The organism is Staphylococcus sp. GW823-FHT05F06, assembly GCF_058795495.1.
This window is the reverse complement of sequence record NZ_JBXAHW010000015.1, coordinates 24,024-43,237: the sequence shown is the minus strand read 5'-3', so window position 1 is coordinate 43,237 and position 19,214 is coordinate 24,024. Positions and strand designations below refer to the sequence as shown.

The following is a 19,214-nucleotide window of genomic DNA, read 5'->3' as shown; positions in this document are numbered from 1 at the left end:
ATAAACAAAATTAACGAGGTGCCTTATGTATAAAGACTATAACATGACTCAACATACTCTACTAATGGAAACTTCAGCTCTTATCCCCGCGAATGATATTTCACGACATGTAAATGATATTGCAAAACAATTCCCGATACTGAATTCGATGAATTCAGACATTATCGTTGCTTAATATAATAAAGTAAAAGCTCAACGAGCTGAAAATAATAAAAAAATTTAAAAAAGACAATTTCTATATTATTTCAATAGAAATTGTCTTTATTTACTTATCGTGGACTTTTTTGTCCCAACTTCTATATTTTTTTATCATCACAATATTATGCCAACTCTGATACATAATCTTATGTTAGAATAGCATATGTAATTTTAAAAAGGTGGCAAAGCTAATGAACAATAAACTAAAAAAAGAAATTATAGACTTTGCTCATTCTATAGGCATTGATAGTATTGGATTTACTACTGCAGATCCTTTTGATGAATTGAAACAAAAATTAGAGGAATACCATGCAAAAGGGTATGCATCGGGTTTTGAGGAATCAAATATATCATTACGTACAGAACCTAAACTAAGCTTACCTAGCGCACGTTCTATTATTGCAATAGCTGTGGGTTATCCTAATAAACTTAAAGGTGCACCAAAAAGTGTTAAAGGTGATCGTAGAGGCATGTTTGCAAGAGCATCATGGGGCCAAGATTATCATAGCATTATGCGTAAGAGACTTGATAAATTAGCTGATTTCATCAAAGAAAAAGTACCTGATGTCGAAATCCAATCGATGGTTGATACCGGTGTATTGTCAGATAGAGCAGTAGCAGAAAGAGCTGGATTAGGATTCACGGGTAGGAATGGATTTGTGATTTCTCCTGAATTAGGGACTTGGTCTTACCTAGGTGAAATGTTAGTAAGTATACCGTTTGAACCTGATGATCCTTTATTAGATAGTTGTGGTGACTGCACAATTTGTGTTGATCGCTGTCCAACAGGTGCACTTGTTGGAAATGGTCAGTTAAATAGCCAAAAATGTATTAGTTTTTTAACTCAAACTAAAGGTTATCTTCAAGATGAATATCGATATAAAATTGGAAATAGATTATATGGGTGTGATACATGTCAACAAGTTTGTCCTAAAAATCGTGGTATTAATACTCAGCATGATGATATTGTCTTGGAACCTGAAATTTTGAAACCACGTCTTGTACCTTTACTTCAAATGAGCAACAAGAAATTTAAAAGTACATATGGGCATTTGGCAGGTGCTTGGAGAGGTAAAAAACCAATACAAAGAAATGCTATTATAGCTTTGGCACATTTTAAAGAAGAAAGTGCTATACCAGAACTAAAAGAAGTTGCATTAAATGATCCAAGACCTATGATTAGAGGTACTGCATATTGGGCAATTGGACAAATTTTAGAGGATGATGCTATATCTTTTATTGATGAGCATTATGAAAATGAGATTGAAGAAGTGCAGCTCGAAATGAAAAAAGGTTTGCAAATGAGGAGAGAACAAAAATGACAAATCATATTGTACTATATCAACCAGAAATACCAGCAAATACAGGAAATATTGCACGTACTTGTGCGGGTACTTTAACCCATCTTCATCTAATTAAACCACTCGGCTTTAGTACGGAAGACAAAATGTTAAAACGTGCAGGACTTGATTATTGGGAGCATGTTAATATTACATATCACGATAGTATTGAGGAATTTTTTGCTAATACAGAAGGTCATTACTATTTATTAACAAAATTTGGTAAACAGACCTACAGCGATTTTAATTTTTCTAATACTAATGAGGATTATTATTTTATCTTTGGTAAAGAAACTACTGGTCTTCCTGAATGGGTTAAGGAGAAATATGCAAAAACAGCTTTAAGAATTCCAATGAGTGACAATATACGCTCTCTTAATCTTTCTAATACTGCTGCTTTACTGATTTACGAAGCTTTGAGACAACAAGATTATCCTAACCTTTCATAATTAACGCTAATAGATAAAGTAAATGCAAGATAAACCCAAGAAATGTTATATTAATTGTGAGCCAATAAAAAATAATAGTTTGATAATTAATACAAAGGGTATACTTTAAATTAAATCGACTTAAATAAAAGAGCAAACTTAGAGGAGTGTAGTTAACATGGCAATGAATTTTAAAGTATTTGATAATAGTGAAAAAGTAGCAGAATATACTGCAGATATTCTACGTAAGCAATTTAATAATAATCCAACTACTATTGCAGGATTTCATTTGAGCAAAGAACATGCACCAGTGTTTGATGAACTTAAGAAAAATGTAGAAAATCATACAGTTGATTTCAGTCAAATAAATATTTTAGATTATGATGATAATCATTCTTATTATGAGGCTTTGGGTGTGCCAACAGGCCAAATTTATTCCATTTCTTACGAAAATGATGCAATTGACTTTATCTCAGATAAGATTAAGACTAAAGAAAATAAAGGCAAACTGACAATGCAAGTCCTTACGATTGATGAAAATGGTAACCTTGACATTAGCGTTCGTCAAGGTTTGATGGAAGCTAGAGAAATTTTCTTAGTTATTACTGGTGCTAATAAACGCGATATGGTAGAAAAACTTTACCGTGAAAATGGTAAGACTAGTTTTGAACCATCGGATTTAAAAGCACACCGTATGGTCAATGTTATCTTAGATAAAGAAGCGGCTGCAGGCTTACCTGAAGACGTAAAAGAGTACTTCACTGCACGTTTTGCATAAAATAAGTTTGTGAGGGATAAATGATGGCGAACAAAAAAGATTCCAAATTAAATTATCATGAAGAAGAAAATGCTATGGTTACCGACTTAGATGATTTAAAAGAATTAGGAAAAGAAATGGAACAGATTTCACAGGAAAATGATGAAGAAAAATTAAATCAATCTCATGATAACGAAGTTCGTTCAGATTTAAAAAAACAGTAAATAGATTTCATAAAAATCCAGTAACTTATCAGTATGTTAAGTTATTGGATTTTTGCATTGTATTATCTTTCACATGATTTGTTGTAAAAATATTCACTCCTTTTGATTGGTTATGATATGATACTTACAGTCATTAACACAAGGAGATTAATTAAATGTTAAGAAAATACTGGATTCACTTTGTCATAGTTACTGTTATAGTGAGTTTGATATCTATAAAAGGTTTTCCACTTGCTTTAGGCGCTTTATACTTGCCACTACTGTTCAAAATTGTACAACTTCAGCTTAATTTATCAAAAGGTCTTATTGATAATGTCAATGTACATACATTTATAAAAAGTAATCAGTCTGGTGTGGTGATCAGTGTGATTTGTTGTCTATTAATAACGGGAGTTTTGACATACACCTTGGATGATTTTTATAATGAATTACCAGGATTTTTAGGTATTTTAGTAAGTATAAGTCCTGTTACTCTCACTATAGGCGTGATACTATTTGTTTTAACTGCAATTGCTATTGTTCAGGCTACTAAAGCAAAATATCAACAATCTAAGAATTAAATAAGTAAGAAATAATTTAATATATGAGTCATAAATGAACATGAAAAAAATCATTTAGGACTCATTTTTATTTTAATAGGAAAAATTTTCTTTTAAATGTAAACGGTTTATTTCAACATTGCTCATACAATTTAAATAGTGCTATACTACAATTAAACAAAGAACAATAGGGGGAGCGATATAAATGTCAGTCAGAATTGAACATGATACATTTGGAGAAATTGAAGTACCAGAAGACAAATATTGGGGTGCACAGACTGAAAGAAGTAAACGAAATTTTCCAGTCGGCAAAGAGCATATGCCTATACAAGTCATTTACGGATTTGCTCAACTAAAAAGAGGTGCAGCCTTAGCAAATCATGAATTAGGAAAATTGAGTGATGAAAAAAAGAACGCCATCGTTTATGCTTGTGATCGTATTTTAAATGGAGAACTAGATAATCATTTTCCACTTGTGATTTGGCAAACAGGTAGTGGTACTCAAAGCAATATGAATGTAAATGAAGTCGTAAGCTATGTAGCTAATGAATACCTTAAGAAACATGGAAGTAAGGAAACTATCCATCCAAATGATGATGTAAATAAATCTCAAAGTTCAAATGATACATTTCCTACAGCTATGCATGTCGCATTGTTCCATGAAGTTGAAACTAAGTTAGAGCCAGCACTTAACCATTTACGTCAAACTTTTAAAGAAAAAGAAGACCAATATCAATCAATCATTAAAATTGGACGCACACATTTGCAAGATGCAACGCCTATTAAACTAGGTCAAGAGATAAGTGGTTGGCGCTATATGTTAGAAAAATGTGAGCAATTACTATCAGAATCAAAAAAGCATATTTTAAATTTAGCAATTGGTGGAACTGCAGTAGGAACGGGAATTAATGCTCATCCAGAATTTGGTCATAAAGTAGCCAAATATATTTCCCAAAACACAGGGTATGCTTTCGTATCATCTGAAAACAAATTTCATGCTTTAACTTCTCATGATGAAATTGTACAATTACATGGAACATTAAAAGCGCTAGCGACAGATTTAATGAAAATTGCAAATGATATTAGATGGCTAGCCTCTGGACCGCGTGCAGGTCTTGCTGAGATTTCAATTCCAGAAAATGAACCTGGATCTTCTATTATGCCAGGAAAAGTAAATCCAACACAATGTGAAATGTTAACTATGGTAGCAGTACAAGTCATGGGGAATGATACGACGGTAGGTATCGCAAGTTCTCAAGGTAATTTTGAACTAAATGTATTTAAACCGGTAATTATGCATAACACTTTACAATCTATTTACTTATTAGCAGATGGAATGAATACCTTTAATAAAAACTGTGCAATTGGTATTCAACCGATAGAAGAAAATATTAATAATTATTTAAATCAATCATTAATGCTAGTTACGGCACTGAACCCTCATATTGGATATGAGAAAGCAGCTCAAATAGCTAAAAAGGCACACAAAGAAGGACTTACTTTAAAAGAATCTGCAATAGAAAGTGGATATGTAACTGAATCACAATTTGAAGAGTGGATAAAACCAGAAGATATGGTAGACCCACATTGATTTTCTAGATTATAAAAATTGCATATAAAAACAAAGTATTTTGGCGAGACTCTTGAGGGAACAGGACAAGCTGAAGCTGTCCCCTAAGAAAGCGACCCAACAATACGAATTATTGTAAATAAACAAGCCAGTAAATGAATTTATAAAAAACTCATTTACTGGCTATTTTGCTAGGAATTATGCCCCAGCCTCTATATTAGTAGTTTGGCAATGAGAAAGATGAAATTAGGTGTTATGTTGACTTTTTTAATAAAACATTCTGTCCTATTTCATTAATTAATAGTTAAAATAATATAGTTTTTAATTCGATATTTAACTTAATGTTAATGATAACATCGACATATTGCTATTTATCATCTAGACTTACAGAAATAATTTCTTGAGTCAGTGGATGAGTAAATTCAATTTGATGACTATTTAGCTCTAATTGTCGTAATGTTGAAGTTCCATAAAGTGGATCCCCAATAACTGGATGGCCAATCTCAGCAAGGTGCACACGAATTTGGTGTGTTCGACCTGTATCTAGTTTAATGTCGAGTTGACATACACCTTCTTTAATCATTTTAGAGTTAATAATGTGAGTGATTGCACGTTGACCTGTGTTGGAAATTCTTCGTTTGTTTGAATGAAATTTATCTTTACCAATAGGCATATCTATCGTTTGTGGCTTAATAGGTAACAACGCTTTGACATTTGCTTTATATATACGCGTAATTTCATTATATTCTAACATTCGGTCTAAGATTTTTTTCATAAGCGGATTTTTAGCAACTATCAATAAACCTACTGTTTCTTGATCTAGTCGATGTATGGGCTCAACATATTCACTATCAACAGTGTAAATCACATGGTTCATAAGTGTGTTGCTCTCTTTTAAATCATTGGGATGCGTTTTAACACCTTTTGGTTTCATGACAATGGCCAAGTCATCATCCTCGTAATAAATTTGAGCATATCGATAACTTGGTAAATAATTACTTACTTCATTAGGGGTTGGTATCTCAACATGATCACCAGTTTTAACATTATTTAATAATGTACCGTACTCTTTATTAATTAAAATTTCTTTAGACATATTCAGTTGATGTAAGTCTTTTTTAGGTAATTTTAAATATTGGAAAATCTCTCTCAATGTATAATCGTTAAATTGTTTAGGTATTGTAAATTTCATTTTTTCCTCCTATAAACTCAGTTCTATCATATCATATATTTGCACGACTCTATAACTTGTTTTATTTTGAAAGTTTTAATAACATCGACATTGTGAGTTTTTAAAAACAAAGAATGAGATGTATAATAATGATAAAATGCTAAATTTGAGGGGATAAAATGGAGAAACCAACTAGACTTGCATTACTTAAGGAAATAGCCGAATTTCTAAATGAAGAAACTGAAATATATAGCATGATGCAAGGAGCTTTGCGTTTACTTATAAATGGGAGCGACTTTTCAACTGGTTGGATTTTCTATATTGATGAAGAGGGGCACCATGATTTAGTTTCCTCTGTAGATTTACCTGAAGCTTTATCTAAAAACCATTGTTACTATTTGACAAATGGTTCTTGTTGGTGTGTGCAAGCATATCAAAATCATAAATTAACTAAAGCTTCTAATATAATAAATTGTTCTAGAATCAATTTAGCTAATCATGCTTATGATAAAGAAACGAATCATATTACTCATCATGCTACTGTTCCATTGCAGTCTGGGAGCGAAAGATTCGGTTTGCTTAACGTAGCATCTCCTAACAAAGAACATTATAGTGAAGAAGACTAAGAACTATTAGAATCTGTAGCATTTCAAATTGGTTCAGCTATAAAGAGAATTCAGCTAACTAATAAAGAAAAAGAAAATGCCAAAATTAATGAACGTAATCGACTAGCTAGAGACTTACATGATTCAGTAAATCAAATGTTATTTTCTTTAAAATTAACGGCTCACGCTGCAAAAGGGATAACTACTGACGAGCAAGCGCAAAGAGCTTTTAAGACTATTGAGGAAACAAGTCAAAATGCAGTAAATGAAATGAGAGCACTGATTTGGCAACTAAAACCAGTTGGATTAGAACAAGGCTTAATTCATGCATTACACTATTATAGTAAAATGTTAGGATTAGATTTGAAAGTTACTATTAATGGACTAATAGATTTATCTAATGATATCGAAGAAAATGTATACAGAATTATTCAGGAAGCAATGAATAATGTTATTAAGCACGCTAAAACTAACAAAGTTTATCTTGATTTATCACAAAATGTTGATTATCTTGAGGTAGATATTAGAGATAACGGTCAAGGTTTTGACACGCAATCAATTAATACGTTTTTATTTAATGGTTTAAAAAACATAAAGCAACGTACACAGTATTTGAACGGTAAAGTTACTATAGAATCAAAAATAAATCAGGGCACTCGGATTTATATTAAAATTCCATTGAAGTTAAAGGAGCATCCTTATGCATAAAGTCATTCTCGTCGATGATCACTATATTGTAAGGCAAGGTTTAGAGTTTTTATTATCAACTGTAGATGATTTATCAGTTTTAAAGGGTTTTAAAGATGGCGCAACATTTTTATCTTATTTAAAAAACAATGAAAGACCGGACATCGTGCTTTTAGACTTAGTAATGCCAGAGATGAATGGTATAGAAATTACTGAAATACTCAAACAACAATATCCTGAAATCAAAGTATTAGTACTTACGAGCTATGTAGATGATGAACATGTTATTTCAGCTATTGATAAAGGAGCTGATGGGTATGAAATGAAAGATGTTGAACCTCAAAAGTTAATTGAGACAATTCATAAAGTTTTGCAAGGTGAACGTATCATACATCCTCAAGCTAAAAGCGTGATTAAGGCCGTATCAAAAAAACCGCATTATACGAATAAGTTATCTAAACGTGAAAAAGAAGTGCTTAAGGAAATGGTTAAAGGTAAAACAAATAAAGAAATTGCAAGAGCATTGTTTGTATCAGAAAAGACAGTAAAAACACATGTGAGTCATATTTTTAGCAAACTAGAAGTCTCCGATAGAACTCAAGCCGCTATTTATGCAATGGAAAATAAATTGATTTAAAAATTACATTGATTTTTATGAGTGTAATTGTGTTAAGTTGAGTTTTAGCCAATAGCACTTACAGCAATTAAATTTCTGCTTGTAGATTAATATCACTGTCTAATTATTTTGATAATTATGCCTATTATAAAAATAGACTCAAAAACGTATTTACTCTTTTATTTTTATTGAAAATATATTAAGATGTAATTTGTGTTTCAAGAAATGTGTATTATTGCAATTTCTTGTGTCCGGATAAAATATTTCCAATGAGAAAGGTAGATAAATAGAATGGATAGACAGAGTTTCACAGATTTAATTCAAACAAAATTTAAGATGGTCCGTATAGAAGCAGGCTATACTCAAGATACAATGGCACAAACCATTGGACTTTCCAAAAAAACATTGGTTCAAATTGAAAAAGAAAGAGTTCTACCAAACTGGACTACATGCGTATCAATTTGTGCTTTATTCAGAGATTCAGATGTATTAAATAGTACATTCGGTTGTGATCCGCTCGAAATTGTACAAACAATTTCTAGAAACCATTGTGCTTATCCAAATCACTCAACAACAAGTGATATTTACTGGAATACTATTGATACACGTAATGGTTTCATTTTACAAAGTAATAAAGTAAGTAACATTTATCGTGTTCTCAATAATGAAAAACAGCCAATCTTTGGTACTTCAAAAATGAGGGAAGCTGAAACTTACTTCAATAGAAATGCTAAAGAAGAATTAATACACGTATAAACATAAATACATAAGTGATAGAAGAATCATTTTATGATTGAATCACTTTGATCTAATATCATAAAAAATATAGGAGCATAAGTGTTAGACGATGAGACAACTTTTTGGTTTCATCGTTTTTTTATAAGTGAGTAAAATGAAATAGTTTTGAAACATTTTCTATTTAAAGGGAGTTTATATGATGCATACCATATTATTAGTAGTTTTTATGATAATTTTAGGAGCAATAATTGGTGGAGTAACTAATATGATTGCAATTAAAATGTTATTTCATCCATTTAAACCGTATTATATTTTTAGGTTTCGTATTCCATTCACACCAGGTTTGATCCCAAAACGTCGTGAGGAAATCGCCAGAAAAATTGGACAAGTTATTGAGGAACATCTTATTACTGAAGAACTAATTCGACAGAAGTTAAATCAACCGCAATCGAGAAATATGATACAGCAATTAATCCATAAACAAATAAGTAAATTAAAAAATGATGATGTGACAATAAAAAAAATAGCTGGATTTTTAGGGATAGATGTTAATGAGTTGGTAGATTATAAATTGACTACTAAATTTCTAAATAAACTAAACTTTTGGTATGAGTCAAATAAATATAGAAAGTTAAGTGAAATATTACCTCAGTCTTTCTTAGATCAATGTAAAGGTCAAATAGAATATATTACTGACTTCCTATGTGAAAGGGCTAGAAATTATTTAAGTTCTGAAAAAGGTGAACGTGATATTTATGAAATGTTAGACACATTTTTCAATGAAAAGGGACGCATCATTGGTTTACTACAAATGTTTATGACAAAAGAAAGCATTGCTGACAGAATTCAACATGAGTTGATTAGACTAACTCAACATCCTCAATCTCAAAAAATAATTACTAAAGTATTAAATGATGAGTATGAAACATTTAAAGATAAGAACTTAGATGAGATCATTAAAGAACAACAATTTAAAAATTATAGTCAATTAGTACTTAATGAATTAAAAACTTATTTAAATCTAAAAGATAAAACAGAGAGACCTATCAAACAAGTTGTTCCGCAGTTTATTCAATTCCTAGAAGATGATACATCAAAACGTATGACTGATTTTATTATTAAAGGTACTTCAAAACATTTAACAAACATTATGAAAAAGATTAATTTACGTCAATTAGTTGAAGAACAGATTAATACATTTGACTTAAAGTATATTGAAAATCTAATTATTGATATTGCCAACAAAGAATTAAAATTAATCATGACATTAGGGTTTATATTAGGAGGTATCATTGGATTTTTCCAAGGAGTGATTGCAATCTTTGTCTAATGGTGACAGATATGTTAAAGTATTCTGTGAGTGGTTAAAAACACAAATTAACTCAAAGGAGTGCAAAGACTTATGGCAGTAAATTTATATGATTATGCAAATCAATTAGAACAAGCTTTAAGAGATAGTGATGAATATAAAGCTATTAAAGATGCATTTGCTAAAGTAAAAGAAAACGAAGAATCAAAAAAATTATTTGATGAATTCCGTGAAACTCAAATGAGCTTCCAACAAAAACAAATGCAAGGGGAAGAAATTCCTGAAGAAGATTTACAAAAAGCTCAAGAACAAGCTCAAGCTATAGAAAAAGATGAAAATATTTCTGAATTAATGAATGCTGAGCAAAAAATGAGCCAAGTATTCCAAGAAATTAATCAAATCATCGTAAAACCTTTAGATGAAATTTACGCTGACTAATAGTTAATCAATATCTACTTTGATTGAGCCTGGGACATAATAATTGTTCCAGGCTTTCTTATTTATATTTTATTATTTTTAAATCCATGGATTCTTCATCGACTGTCAACAAACAGATATGGTAAAATGAAAGAATATAAGGTAAAGTTATTTCTCATCATTCATACTGTAAAATTTTAGTTTATATACTTTATGCATCACATTAATGTATAAACAATCTTGTACATTTTTTCAATTAACTTTGCAGATATTCTAAGGAGAATCAAACTTATGGTTAAATTTATACACTGTGCTGATTTGCATTTGGACAGTCCTTTCAAATCTAAAAGTTATCTTAGTCCAAATATTTTTGAAGATGTCCAAAAGAGTGCATATGAAAGTTTTAAAAACATAGTCGACTTAGCTTTAAAACAGGAAGTCGATTTTATTATTATAGCAGGTGATTTATTTGATAGTGAGAATCGTACATTGCGTGCTGAAGTCTTTTTAAATGAACAATTTGAAAGATTAAGAAAAGAACAAATATTTGTTTATATTTGCCATGGCAACCACGATCCTCTTACTTCTAAAATAACAAGTCAGTGGCCTAATAACGTATCCGTATTTTCAAATCAAGTAGAGACATATCAAGCTATCACTAAATCAGGAGAAACAATTTATATTCATGGATTCAGCTATCAAAATGATGCGAGTTATGAAAATAAAATAGACGCATACCCATCAAGTCAAGGTCAGAAGGGCATACATATTGGTGTATTACATGGAACTTATAGTAAATCTTCGGTGAAAGACCGTTATACTGAATTTAGGTTAGAAGACTTAAATCAACGTTTATACCACTACTGGGCATTAGGACATATACACCAACGTGAACAGTTAAGTGACATGCCAGTCATTAACTATCCAGGTAATATCCAAGGAAGACATTTCAATGAATTAGGAGAAAAAGGTTGTCTATTGGTCGAAGGTGATCATCTTAAACTCACTACACAATTTTATCCTACTCAATTTATTAAATTTGAAGAAGCTACAATTGAAACTGATCATACATCTAAACAAGGACTTTATGATGTTATTCAATCTTTTAAAGATAAAGTAAGAACTGAAGGGAAATCATTTTATAGATTGAACGTACGCATTAATAGTGAAGACATTATTGCACCACAAGATTTAATTCAATTAAAAGAAATGATTACTGAGTTCGAAGAAAACGAAAATCAATTTGTTTTTATTGAAGATTTAAATCTTCAATATGTTCAAAATGACGAAATGCCAATAGTTAAAGAGTTTTCACCAGAATTACTTGATGATGCGTCACTTTTTGATTCGGCAATGACTGATTTATATCTTAATCCAAGGGCTTCTAAGTTTTTAGATGACTATAATGAATTTGATAAAGTTGAGTTAGTCAATCATGCAGAAAGACTTTTAAAGGATGAAATGAGAGGTGAACAAAATGATAATTAAATCATTAGAAATATACGGATATGGCCAATTTGTTCAACGTAAAATTGAATTTAATCGTCAATTTACTGAGATATTTGGTGAGAATGAAGCTGGTAAATCTACTATTCAAGCATTTATTCACTCTATTTTGTTCGGATTTCCTACTAAAAAGTCCAAAGAACCACGTTTAGAACCAAGATTAGGTAATCAATATGGTGGGAAATTATCACTCATTTTCGACGATGGCATTGAAGCAGAGGTTGAGAGAATCAAGGGAAGTGCTCATGGAGATGTCAAAATTTATCTTAAAGATGGTACTATTCGAGATGAAGTTTGGCTAAATAAAAAACTTAATTACATTTCAAAGAAAACATATCAAGGTATATTCTCTTTTGATGTTTTAGGTCTTCAAGATATTCATAAAAATCTAGATGAAGAGCAACTACAAGATTATTTATTAGAAGCAGGTGCACTTGGATCAACTGAATTTACAAGTATGAGAGATAGAATTGGACAAAAGAAAGAAGAATTATATAAAAAATCTGGAAAAAATCCAATTATTAATCAACAAATTGAGCAACTTAAACAATTAGAAAATCAAATTCGAAATGAAGAAAGTAAACTTGATACATATCATCGACTTGTAGACGATAAAGATAAATCATCAAGAAGACTAGAAAATTTGAAGCAAAATTTAAATCAATTATCAAAAATGCATGAGCAAAAACAAAAAGAGGTTGCTCTACACGATCAAACACAAGAATGGAAAAGGTTAGAACAGTCGCTTAATATAGAGCCTATAAATTTTCCTGAAAAAGGGATAGATAGATACGAAACTGCTAAATCTCACAAACAATCACTTGAACGAGATAAAAGTTTGCGAGAAGAAAGATTAAGCATATTAAATAAAGAGGCGGAGTCCATCAATCCAGTAGACCAAAAGTATATTGATTCGTTTAATAGCCTTTATCAACAAGAGACTGAAATTAAACAAAAAGAATTTGAGTTACGTTCAATAGAGAAAGATATTGCTGATAAGCAACGTGAACTAGAAGCTCTTCAATCTAATATAGGTTGGCAAGAAGTGTTTTACGACGCAGACAGTACTGAAGCGATGAAAAGTCATATGAGTGATTTAGTATTAGGCAAGCAAGAACAAATTGCTTATATCAATCAGTTAGAACGTGGACTTGAAGAAAATAAAATTGAAAGAAACTCTAATTCTAATGAGATTAATCAAGTTGAGAATGAGCTTGTTCCTGACGAAACCTTTGAAAAGAAAAAGGAATATACACAACAAGTTTTAGAATTACATGAAAAAGAGAACTTGTATGAAAAGTTAAAAGAAACTTTTGAAGAAGAACAAACACAAAAAAATAAAAGACAAAAGTTTTTGAGAATAGGATTTATTGTTTTGACTATTCTATCAGCAGCACTTTCTATTTTTTCTTTTTTCACTGCAAATCTTATTTTTGGTATAATATTTGCTCTATTAACTGTGATTTTTGTAGTAGGTATCATTTTTTCTAGATCTAAAGCAGTAGATTATAGCACAGCAATAAGTCAGGAAATTAATGATTTAGAAAACCAACTCACGCAACTTGAAAAAGAATATAATCTTGACTTCGATTTAGAATATCAACAACAAGTTCGTGAACAATGGCGTCATGCTAAAAAAAATAAAAAAATACTTGAAGAAAAACATCAATATATCAATCAATCATTAACGACTGCAAATGAGCGATTAGATAGTTTAAAACATAGCATTATTGAAATAAAAAAAGAGTTACGTTTATCAGAAAAACTTTCTGATGAATTAGTGGTTGAAAGTATCTCAACCATTGGTCAAATTAAAGCGCATGATAAATACATTATTGATTTAAATCAACAACGCAATAATCTGCTAAAAGATATCAATCACTTTTATGAACGTGCACAATCTGTAACTGAACCACATTTAAAACTATTTAATCAGATGTCTTTCTTCCATGATGTGAAACAGTGGTTAAAAAATGCAGAAGAACAAAATGAGGCTTGGAATAAAAATCAAACTGAAACGCAATTACTCAATAATGAATTAAAGCAATTGAAGTCACGCTTAAGTGAAACGAATCAAATGATTAAGCAATTATTTGATTATGTTGATGTAGATAATGAAGAAGATTATTATACACATCATCATCATTTTGAAACATATCAAAGTGATTTAAATCGATTTAATGATTTAAATCAATATTTAGAAAATCAAAATTACACTTATGAAATGAGTTCGCAATTAAGTGAGAAAACTACTGCTCAACTAGAAGAAGAAGATCATAGATTGGCTAAACAAGTTGACGATTACAATGATCAATTTTTAGAAATGCAAGCAGAAGTTAGTGATTTAAATGCTCAGATTAATCATATGGAAACAGATAGAACTTTAGCACAATTAAGACATGAATATTATAGCTTAAAAAATAGACTTAACGATATTGCTAAGGATTGGGCAAGCTTAAGTTATATGCAAGCTTTAGTGGAAGAACATATCAAGCAAATAAAAGATAAGCGTCTACCACAAGTGATTAATGAAGCTGTATCTATTTTTAAAAATTTAACAAATGGTACTTACAATATGATTCATTATACTGAAAATCATAAAATACATGTAAAGCATTCTAACGGACAAGTATTTGAGCCAGTTGAGTTGAGTCAATCTACAAAAGAATTATTATATGTGGCTTTACGTATTAGTCTTATTAAAGTATTAAAACCGTATTATCCATTCCCAGTGATTGTAGATGATGCATTTGTTCATTTTGATAAATATCGTAAAGAACGTATGTTGAAATATTTGAGAGAACTATCAGAACATTATCAAATACTTTATTTTACTTGTACAAAAGATCATGTCATACCGGCTAAAGAAGTATTAACTTTAAATAAATTACAGGAAGGCGGGAAAAAATGAGAAATGTAGAAAAATTAAATCCCGGCGACTCAGTGGATCATTTTTTCTTGATCCATCGTGCAACTCAAGGTGTTACAGCTCAGGGTAAAGATTACATGACACTATTTCTGCAAGATAAAAGTGGTGATATTGAAGCTAAATTATGGACTGCTACGAAAGATGATATGCAAACTTTAAAACCAGAAACAATAGTTCATGTCAAAGGTGATATCATCAATTATCGTGGACGCAAACAGATGAAAATACATCAAATACGTCTTGCACAAGCTGAAGACAAAGTGTCAACTAAAGACTTTGTTGACGGTGCGCCAATGTCACCTACAGAAATACAAGAGGAATTATCGCATTTTATGTTAGATATTGAAAATGCTAACTTACAACGCATTACTAGACATTTAATTAAAAAGTATCAAGATCGTTTTTTCACTTATCCAGCAGCTAGTTCTCATCATCATAATTTCGCGAGTGGATTGAGTTATCATGTTTTAACAATGTTGCGTATAGCAAAATCTGTATGTGATATTTATCCTCTGTTGAATAGAAGTCTATTATATAGTGCTATCATTTTGCATGATTTAGGTAAAGTAAGAGAATTGAGTGGTCCAGTGGCGACGACCTATACTGTTGAAGGAAATTTACTTGGTCATATCTCTATAGCAAGTGATGAAGTTGCTGAAACAGCCAAAGAGTTAGGCATTGATGGAGAAGAGGTTATGTTACTTAGACATATGATTTTAGCGCATCATGGTAAAATGGAGTTTGGATCGCCTAAATTGCCTCATTTAAAGGAAGCTGAAATACTTTACTTTATAGATAATATTGATGCTAAAATGAACATGTTTGATAAAGCTTTCAAAAAAACAGAAAAAGGTCAATTTACAGAAAGAATTTTTGGTTTAGAAAATAGACAATTTTATAATCCAACAACACTTGATTAAATTCAGGTTCAATAGTACAAAGTTACTTTTAATGAATAGATAATTTTAAAGAAGTATCTATTCTTAGAGTCTTTGTACTTTTTTAATGTTTTTTAAACAACATGTTATAATAAATTAGTCGCCTAACTTTACTTCTCAGGCGTCGTATGACGAAGGGAAGGAGGTGCATATATGATTTTAGATATCTTTGTACACATCATCACCACTGTTATTAGTGGTTGTATAGTTGCGTTGTTTACGCATTGGCTACGTCAACGTAATGACAAACATCGATAGGCGACATTTTTTAAATTTAGCCACACTAAAAACCCCCTTACTACTGGCATAGTAAGGGGGTTAGTGCATATATGATAGATATCTTTGTTAAGTATATTATAACATGAGTGATGAATATTTCAATTAAGGACAATCAAGTTTGAAAGGAATTAAGAACCTGAATTAGTTAATCCAGAACCACCTTGTGATTGTTGTTGCTGTTGTTGTTTGATTTTATCTGGATCAAGAATAGAATCCTCAATTGCTTTTTTAATATCTCTATCTTTGTAGTCTACTTTATACTCTTTTAATAATTCTTTGTATGCATCAGTTAATAATTTAGGTTTCTTCTGTACCTTTTCTTCGATTAATTTTTGTTTGATATTTGATTTTTCACTATTAAAATCAGTTTCTTTATCTGCTTTTATAATGTGATAGCCATAGTCTGTTTTTACGACTTTAGAAACTTCTCCTTCTTTTAATTTAAATAGTGCTTTTTCGAAGCTATCTACCATTTGACCTTTAATCACATAACCTAATGAACCATCTTTCTTAGCTGAAGAACTGTCCATTGATTCTTTTTTTGCTATTTCTCCAAACTTATTTGGATTCTTTTCCACTTCTTTTTGAATTTTTTCAGCTTTTTCTTTCGCTTTTTTATCTGATAAACCTTCTTTATCGCTAGATTTAGATTTAACTTTAATTAAAATGTGTGATGTTTTTTTAGAGTTTTCTTTGATTTCTTTATCTGATACATTAACTTTATCTAGTAACAATTGTTTCTGATAAGCTGATAATTTCTTCTGTTCTTTATAATCATCAAGTGACATACCTTGTTGTTTTAACATGCTTTCAAATTGATCTTTACCGCCGTATTGTTTCTCTTCTTTTTTAATATCTTTATCAATATCTTTTGTATCTACTTTATCTTTATATTTATCTGCTAAAACTTTGTTTAATACAATGCTAAAAGATGTGTTAGCAATTTGTTCTTTGCCCATTTTTTTCATTACGTCAGCAACTTTAACATCACCAGCTTTAGAAGAAATAAGTGTGTTATCCTTCGATTCAGTTGCATTTGAACCACAGGCACCTAACAAAAGTGCACTTGCTGTTACAGGTACGATAATTTTATTCATTAATTTCATAAGTTGATAGCTCCTTTATGTATTAATCATCGTAAATATAACATATTATTAATCATCAACCAATTAGAAACCCCTTTCCTCAGACTATAGTATGACAAGGAAAGGGGGGTGTAACTACATAATTGATAGCGATTTAATTATGCATATTTTATTTATAAATATAAAGAATGTTGCATCTATTCTTTGTAAAGGATTTAAAAAATCAGTGTTGTATATAAGGATTGTCTACCTTGTTTAAAATATGAAGACCTGATTGATGTTCTTCGACATAATGTCCATCATTTGAAAATAGAAGTATCTTTAAATATAAAATATCCATCATTGAACAGCCTATGTTAAGTGATAATAAAAACATAAAATAATGTCCATATTGAGGTAAATATATACTTAGCATTATAAATATACCAGATAGGAAAAAGATGGGTAGAATGAGATTAATACAAAAATAAATTTTGTGAACAGGCGTATTAACATAAGTATTAAAATATGGTACCCATTTCTTACTAGATAATTTATGGATTTTAAAAGATTTATAATAAGGCAAAAAGAATAAAAGATGTACTATTTTATGAATAGGGTACATGAGCAATATAAACACTATAAGTACAAAAAAATATCTATCTGAGAGTGGTGTATCTAAAAAATAATACATCACTTCATAACTAACTAAAAATGTAAATATTGTCGCAACTAAACTTAAAAATGCAATTCTTTGAATACCGAACCGTGCATGTATATCGATTTGCCGAGTACATAAAAACATAATATATGCCTCTTCTCTATGTTAATATTCGTTACGTATTATCTATGTCTTTTGCTCAATAGTCAATAGATATTGCTGATATTTGTTGGTTTTACTGAGTGAAAAGTTTAAACTATCTAAGATTTAGAAGTAAAAAAACTATGGCTTAGTTGCCATAGTTTTAAACTACTTATCGTTTGAAAGGTTATTACTAATATCTTCGCCACGATTTTGTAAATTTTCAATGTGGCTTTGTAATTTTTCGATGTTTGGATTAATATCAGATTTAAAATTACCAATCAATCCTTTAAACTCTTCGCCAATTGAACTTCCAAATTCAATACTTTCATTCTTGATTTGTGAACCGTAATTAAGAATATCATTGAAGGATTGTTTCATATTCTCTATTTCACGTTGTAATTCTGATTGAGCTCCAGTGGGTTGACTAGCATCAATCGTATGATTTTTTACGCTTTGGTTATCACGATGTCTTAAAGCAACTGCAAATCCTGCAACAGCACCTACACCTAAACCAAATAATATTCTTGAGACTTTCATTATGATTCTCCTCACTTTATTTGTCGGATAATTGTAATAGTTATTTCATACCCAGTATAACAAGAAATATGCATGATTAAGATATTTGTGCTTGAATTTGTGTTGCTATTTTTTGTTTAGTTTCATCATCGATTACATCTTCATGTGTTTCCCATTTATAGCCAAATCCGTCTATATCATTTTCATATCTCGGTATTAAATGGAAATGAATGTGAAATACTGATTGATCGGCATATTCACCATTATTTTGAATAATGTTTAAGCCGTCAGGGTGAAATGCGTTTTTAATTGCATTTGCTACTTTAGGTAAAGCAACCCCTATATGTTTCATTGTTTCTTCATCAGTTTCAAATATATTTGCTGAAGGTTTTTTAGGTACTAATAGCGTATGTCCTTTTGAAACTTGAGATATATCAAGGAATGCATAAACATAATCATTTTCATATATCTTAAAACTAGGAATCTCACCTGAAATAATTTTACTGAATATCGTTTCTGACATAATAATGACACTCCTCTACAAATGTTTGTTCATATTATATCATTCATTTTTTAAA

The 19,214-nt window shown here is 30.4% G+C and carries 20 protein-coding genes and 1 pseudogene; 16 read left to right on the top strand and 5 right to left on the bottom strand.

What is annotated here, in order from left to right; all coding sequences use genetic code 11:
- Positions 1–25: 25 nt before the first annotated feature.
- The 7 genes from AC1Q7N_RS09810 to fumC all read left to right on the top strand — a co-directional run bounded on the left by AC1Q7N_RS09810 (position 26) and on the right by fumC (position 5,077).
- Entirely contained in the window at positions 26–175 is a 150-nt protein-coding gene (locus AC1Q7N_RS09810; RefSeq protein WP_002468809.1) for a hypothetical protein, read from the top strand.
- A gap of 214 nt (positions 176–389) precedes the next feature.
- On the top strand, positions 390–1,520 hold the full coding sequence (gene queG / locus AC1Q7N_RS09805) for a tRNA epoxyqueuosine(34) reductase QueG (protein WP_001829814.1): 1,131 nt from the start codon (positions 390–392) through the stop codon (positions 1,518–1,520).
- Entirely contained in the window at positions 1,517–1,987 is a 471-nt protein-coding gene (gene trmL / locus AC1Q7N_RS09800; protein WP_001829836.1) for a tRNA (uridine(34)/cytosine(34)/5-carboxymethylaminomethyluridine(34)-2'-O)-methyltransferase TrmL, read from the top strand. The genes queG and trmL overlap by 4 nt, the downstream gene beginning before the upstream one ends.
- A gap of 157 nt (positions 1,988–2,144) precedes the next feature.
- A complete protein-coding gene (locus AC1Q7N_RS09795) occupies positions 2,145–2,744 on the top strand; it encodes a 6-phosphogluconolactonase (RefSeq protein WP_002486232.1) in 600 nt (199 codons plus the stop codon).
- Positions 2,745–2,767: 23 nt separating this feature from the next.
- Positions 2,768–2,947 carry an SAS053 family DNA gyrase inhibitor gene (locus AC1Q7N_RS09790; RefSeq protein WP_002468490.1) on the top strand — a complete coding sequence of 60 codons (180 nt, stop codon included), beginning with the start codon at positions 2,768–2,770 and terminating at the stop codon, positions 2,945–2,947.
- A 155-nt stretch (positions 2,948–3,102) separates the two neighbouring features.
- Positions 3,103–3,507 (top strand): hypothetical protein, encoded by a 405-nt coding sequence (locus tag AC1Q7N_RS09785; protein ID WP_002485605.1) that lies wholly within the window; start codon positions 3,103–3,105, stop codon positions 3,505–3,507.
- Between the two features lie 184 nt (positions 3,508–3,691).
- Positions 3,692–5,077 carry a class II fumarate hydratase gene (gene fumC / locus AC1Q7N_RS09780; protein WP_001829862.1) on the top strand — a complete coding sequence of 462 codons (1,386 nt, stop codon included), beginning with the start codon at positions 3,692–3,694 and terminating at the stop codon, positions 5,075–5,077.
- Positions 5,078–5,423: 346 nt separating this feature from the next.
- Here fumC and AC1Q7N_RS09775 read toward each other — a convergent pair whose 3' ends face one another.
- Complete coding sequence (locus tag AC1Q7N_RS09775; RefSeq protein WP_001829804.1) at positions 5,424–6,248, bottom strand: RluA family pseudouridine synthase; 825 nt, start codon at positions 6,246–6,248, stop codon at positions 5,424–5,426.
- Positions 6,249–6,406: 158 nt separating this feature from the next.
- Here AC1Q7N_RS09775 and AC1Q7N_RS09770 point away from each other — a divergent pair.
- The 9 genes and pseudogenes from AC1Q7N_RS09770 to AC1Q7N_RS09730 all read left to right on the top strand — a co-directional run bounded on the left by AC1Q7N_RS09770 (position 6,407) and on the right by AC1Q7N_RS09730 (position 16,230).
- Positions 6,407–7,540, top strand: a pseudogene (locus tag AC1Q7N_RS09770) (GAF domain-containing sensor histidine kinase).
- Positions 7,533–8,156: a response regulator gene (locus AC1Q7N_RS09765; RefSeq protein WP_001829810.1), complete on the top strand. Its 624-nt coding sequence runs from the start codon at positions 7,533–7,535 to the stop codon at positions 8,154–8,156. The pseudogene AC1Q7N_RS09770 and the gene AC1Q7N_RS09765 overlap by 8 nt, the downstream one beginning before the upstream one ends.
- Before the next feature lie 270 nt (positions 8,157–8,426).
- Positions 8,427–8,891: an XRE family transcriptional regulator XdrA gene (gene xdrA / locus AC1Q7N_RS09760; RefSeq protein WP_001829807.1), complete on the top strand. Its 465-nt coding sequence runs from the start codon at positions 8,427–8,429 to the stop codon at positions 8,889–8,891.
- Between the two features lie 181 nt (positions 8,892–9,072).
- A complete protein-coding gene (locus AC1Q7N_RS09755; RefSeq protein WP_002485606.1) occupies positions 9,073–10,203 on the top strand; it encodes a DUF445 domain-containing protein in 1,131 nt (376 codons plus the stop codon).
- Between the two features lie 72 nt (positions 10,204–10,275).
- On the top strand, positions 10,276–10,620 hold the full coding sequence (locus AC1Q7N_RS09750) for a YlbF/YmcA family competence regulator (protein ID WP_001829805.1): 345 nt from the start codon (positions 10,276–10,278) through the stop codon (positions 10,618–10,620).
- 270 nt (positions 10,621–10,890) lie between these two features.
- A complete protein-coding gene (locus AC1Q7N_RS09745; RefSeq protein WP_001829843.1) occupies positions 10,891–12,087 on the top strand; it encodes a metallophosphoesterase family protein in 1,197 nt (398 codons plus the stop codon).
- Complete coding sequence (locus AC1Q7N_RS09740; protein WP_002486231.1) at positions 12,077–15,016, top strand: ATP-binding protein; 2,940 nt, start codon at positions 12,077–12,079, stop codon at positions 15,014–15,016. The genes AC1Q7N_RS09745 and AC1Q7N_RS09740 overlap by 11 nt, the downstream gene beginning before the upstream one ends.
- Entirely contained in the window at positions 15,013–15,954 is a 942-nt protein-coding gene (yhaM, locus tag AC1Q7N_RS09735; protein ID WP_002456351.1) for a 3'-5' exoribonuclease YhaM, read from the top strand. Before AC1Q7N_RS09740 ends, yhaM begins: the two co-directional genes overlap by 4 nt.
- 171 nt (positions 15,955–16,125) lie before the next feature.
- Positions 16,126–16,230 carry a type I toxin-antitoxin system Fst family toxin gene (locus AC1Q7N_RS09730; RefSeq protein WP_002440288.1) on the top strand — a complete coding sequence of 35 codons (105 nt, stop codon included), beginning with the start codon at positions 16,126–16,128 and terminating at the stop codon, positions 16,228–16,230.
- 149 nt (positions 16,231–16,379) lie between these two features.
- Here AC1Q7N_RS09730 and prsA read toward each other — a convergent pair whose 3' ends face one another.
- From prsA to AC1Q7N_RS09710, 4 genes are all read right to left on the bottom strand, one after another.
- Positions 16,380–17,357 carry a peptidylprolyl isomerase PrsA gene (prsA, locus tag AC1Q7N_RS09725; protein WP_002456352.1) on the bottom strand — a complete coding sequence of 326 codons (978 nt, stop codon included), beginning with the start codon at positions 17,355–17,357 and terminating at the stop codon, positions 16,380–16,382.
- Between the two features lie 202 nt (positions 17,358–17,559).
- Complete coding sequence (locus tag AC1Q7N_RS09720; protein ID WP_145376529.1) at positions 17,560–18,120, bottom strand: DUF3267 domain-containing protein; 561 nt, start codon at positions 18,118–18,120, stop codon at positions 17,560–17,562.
- A gap of 165 nt (positions 18,121–18,285) precedes the next feature.
- Positions 18,286–18,657, bottom strand: a complete 372-nt coding sequence (locus tag AC1Q7N_RS09715; protein ID WP_002456353.1) for a YtxH domain-containing protein — start codon at positions 18,655–18,657, stop codon at positions 18,286–18,288.
- A 76-nt stretch (positions 18,658–18,733) separates the two neighbouring features.
- Positions 18,734–19,159 carry an HIT family protein gene (locus tag AC1Q7N_RS09710; RefSeq protein WP_001829828.1) on the bottom strand — a complete coding sequence of 142 codons (426 nt, stop codon included), beginning with the start codon at positions 19,157–19,159 and terminating at the stop codon, positions 18,734–18,736.
- Positions 19,160–19,214 lie beyond the last annotated feature (55 nt).

Excerpts from the sequence above, each read along its gene's own strand:
- AC1Q7N_RS09810 (WP_002468809.1), top strand. The coding sequence starts at position 26 with ATGTATAAAGACTATAACATGACTCAACATACTCTACTAATGGAAACT.
- queG (WP_001829814.1), top strand. The coding sequence starts at position 390 with ATGAACAATAAACTAAAAAAAGAAATTATAGACTTTGCTCATTCTATA.
- trmL (WP_001829836.1), top strand. The coding sequence starts at position 1,517 with ATGACAAATCATATTGTACTATATCAACCAGAAATACCAGCAAATACA.
- AC1Q7N_RS09795 (WP_002486232.1), top strand. The coding sequence starts at position 2,145 with ATGGCAATGAATTTTAAAGTATTTGATAATAGTGAAAAAGTAGCAGAA.
- AC1Q7N_RS09790 (WP_002468490.1), top strand. The coding sequence starts at position 2,768 with ATGGCGAACAAAAAAGATTCCAAATTAAATTATCATGAAGAAGAAAAT.
- AC1Q7N_RS09785 (WP_002485605.1), top strand. The coding sequence starts at position 3,103 with ATGTTAAGAAAATACTGGATTCACTTTGTCATAGTTACTGTTATAGTG.
- fumC (WP_001829862.1), top strand. The coding sequence starts at position 3,692 with ATGTCAGTCAGAATTGAACATGATACATTTGGAGAAATTGAAGTACCA.
- AC1Q7N_RS09775 (WP_001829804.1), bottom strand. The coding sequence starts at position 6,248 with ATGAAATTTACAATACCTAAACAATTTAACGATTATACATTGAGAGAG.
- AC1Q7N_RS09765 (WP_001829810.1), top strand. The coding sequence starts at position 7,533 with ATGCATAAAGTCATTCTCGTCGATGATCACTATATTGTAAGGCAAGGT.
- xdrA (WP_001829807.1), top strand. The coding sequence starts at position 8,427 with ATGGATAGACAGAGTTTCACAGATTTAATTCAAACAAAATTTAAGATG.
- AC1Q7N_RS09755 (WP_002485606.1), top strand. The coding sequence starts at position 9,073 with ATGCATACCATATTATTAGTAGTTTTTATGATAATTTTAGGAGCAATA.
- AC1Q7N_RS09750 (WP_001829805.1), top strand. The coding sequence starts at position 10,276 with ATGGCAGTAAATTTATATGATTATGCAAATCAATTAGAACAAGCTTTA.
- AC1Q7N_RS09745 (WP_001829843.1), top strand. The coding sequence starts at position 10,891 with ATGGTTAAATTTATACACTGTGCTGATTTGCATTTGGACAGTCCTTTC.
- AC1Q7N_RS09740 (WP_002486231.1), top strand. The coding sequence starts at position 12,077 with ATGATAATTAAATCATTAGAAATATACGGATATGGCCAATTTGTTCAA.
- yhaM (WP_002456351.1), top strand. The coding sequence starts at position 15,013 with ATGAGAAATGTAGAAAAATTAAATCCCGGCGACTCAGTGGATCATTTT.
- AC1Q7N_RS09730 (WP_002440288.1), top strand. The coding sequence starts at position 16,126 with ATGATTTTAGATATCTTTGTACACATCATCACCACTGTTATTAGTGGT.
- prsA (WP_002456352.1), bottom strand. The coding sequence starts at position 17,357 with ATGAAATTAATGAATAAAATTATCGTACCTGTAACAGCAAGTGCACTT.
- AC1Q7N_RS09720 (WP_145376529.1), bottom strand. The coding sequence starts at position 18,120 with ATGTTTTTATGTACTCGGCAAATCGATATACATGCACGGTTCGGTATT.
- AC1Q7N_RS09715 (WP_002456353.1), bottom strand. The coding sequence starts at position 18,657 with ATGAAAGTCTCAAGAATATTATTTGGTTTAGGTGTAGGTGCTGTTGCA.
- AC1Q7N_RS09710 (WP_001829828.1), bottom strand. The coding sequence starts at position 19,159 with ATGTCAGAAACGATATTCAGTAAAATTATTTCAGGTGAGATTCCTAGT.